The organism is Pseudomonas moraviensis subsp. stanleyae (assembly GCF_036283065.1).
Classification (GTDB): Bacteria; Pseudomonadota; Gammaproteobacteria; order Pseudomonadales; family Pseudomonadaceae; genus Aquipseudomonas; species Aquipseudomonas stanleyae.
On sequence record NZ_JAADJI010000029.1, the window covers coordinates 1 to 1600 of the forward strand.

At 46.5% G+C, this 1600-nt stretch carries 1 protein-coding gene and 1 pseudogene; both read right to left on the minus strand.

The window, feature by feature from the left end; all coding sequences use genetic code 11:
- Positions 1 to 32: 32 nt before the first annotated feature.
- Positions 33 to 977, minus strand: a complete 945-nt coding sequence (locus tag GXB78_RS27945) for a PoNe immunity protein domain-containing protein (RefSeq protein WP_329517853.1) — start codon at positions 975 to 977, stop codon at positions 33 to 35.
- Positions 974 to 1600, minus strand: a pseudogene (locus GXB78_RS27950) (hypothetical protein); the annotation flags it as partial. The pseudogene GXB78_RS27950 and the gene GXB78_RS27945, both read right to left, overlap by 4 nt.

Genomic DNA, 1600 nt, shown 5'->3' on the forward strand with positions numbered 1-1600 from the left:
GCTCGGATCATAGCCGAGAGATGCGGCAATGGTTACTCTTCGCCAGACCAGTACCAGATAGTTTCGCCCCATTTTGAATCACTGAATTTCGGCATAATCTCGCCCTGCTGGAAATGTTGTCTTGAGTCAGATTTCGCAGGAGTGAACCAGTAACCAGTTCTACTGCAGGGTTGGCCGCCGTCGATTCGCGAGACCTGAGAATTATTGGTGGGTTGATAGTTGCGGGCGTATTCAACTAGATCCTTTGGATAAACCATGTGGTCTATTTTGCTGTCGTCTATGCCGTATAAAAAGGCGATGGCTCCTGCTTCGATAGCCCAATATCCTACATAACTCCCGTCCTCGCCTTGATGATGAGTATCGTGCCAAGGTGCATCTCGGAATGCCGCATACCATTGGTTGCAGTATTTTTTCAGATGATCTGCAGCCTCTTCTTTAGTATTTGAATAAATAGCTTGAACAAGCGGAGAATAGACGTCGTGATACCACTGATCGATATCGTGTCTTCCCGATATGAGTTTGCTGAGTAAGTCTTCGTATAGTGTATCGGTGCCTTCATAGCCTGCGTTGTCTATCAAGGCCACGAAACGTTTGAGAAGGTCTGTCCGATGAAGTAGCACGCAAAAGCCTATAACTTGCACGCACTCTTCGTATTGATGTACGTAATCGCCAATCGCTAAAGGAGAGATGTTGCAGATGTTTTCATTGATTTCCAGCTTACTTTGCCATTTTTCATACTTGCTAACGAGTTCTTCAAGTATGAGGGATAGTTCGGGAATCGCTACGCCGGCAGTGTAGGAGGCTAATAATTTGTTTAGGCTCATGCGTTGAAAAAACCTAGCGCGAAGCATTTCTTCTTCTTCAACGGAATCAGACTGGAATTTTCTTGTGCGATAAAACTCTATAGCGTCGTCGTATGCTTTCAAGAAGATTTTGAAGTGGTTGTCACTATAAAATTTTTGCCGTTTCATGGTCATGCCTCAATCTTAAGTGACGATAGTGCGCCGTGCTTTTTAGCTAATGATTTTTTACGTTTATTCACAAAGGCCTTTACTTCCTTCTCGCCGTAATGAAAGGCCTTGTGATTGAGGTGAGACGTATCGTCTGAGTTGTTCAAACGCGCAGCAGCGTGCTCCTTAGGGCTCATGCTGGTATGGTAAAGCGGCGTATAAAACAGGTGTCGGCTATACGAGTTCGGAACCTGGTAAGCTATCGTAACTCCCACAGATTTCCCTAGGTTTTCTTCAATCCACTCCCGGCTCATCTGAACAAGTATTTTTCTTTTCTGCGTCTGTGACGGAATTTCACTTCTGCCAGTGGTAGTTTTGTGTTTGCCGGTGCTTACTCTGGTTTTGTTTGTAGCGGGAGATGCGCCTTCACTGCTTTCTACCGGCTCTATCAACTCACTCGGTTCCGAGAGCCCAGAAACGCCTAACTTCGATGCGACCCCTGGCTTTCTCGTATTATTCAGTTTCCGCATGAACTTCGGTGCATCTTCATCACGGCTTGCCTTTGCCTCTACAATGGCGAACTTTTCGCCGCCATTGTTTGCGGGATTAGCCCGCCAAACCGCGTCTATCCCGGTGCCGTTAGCACCGTC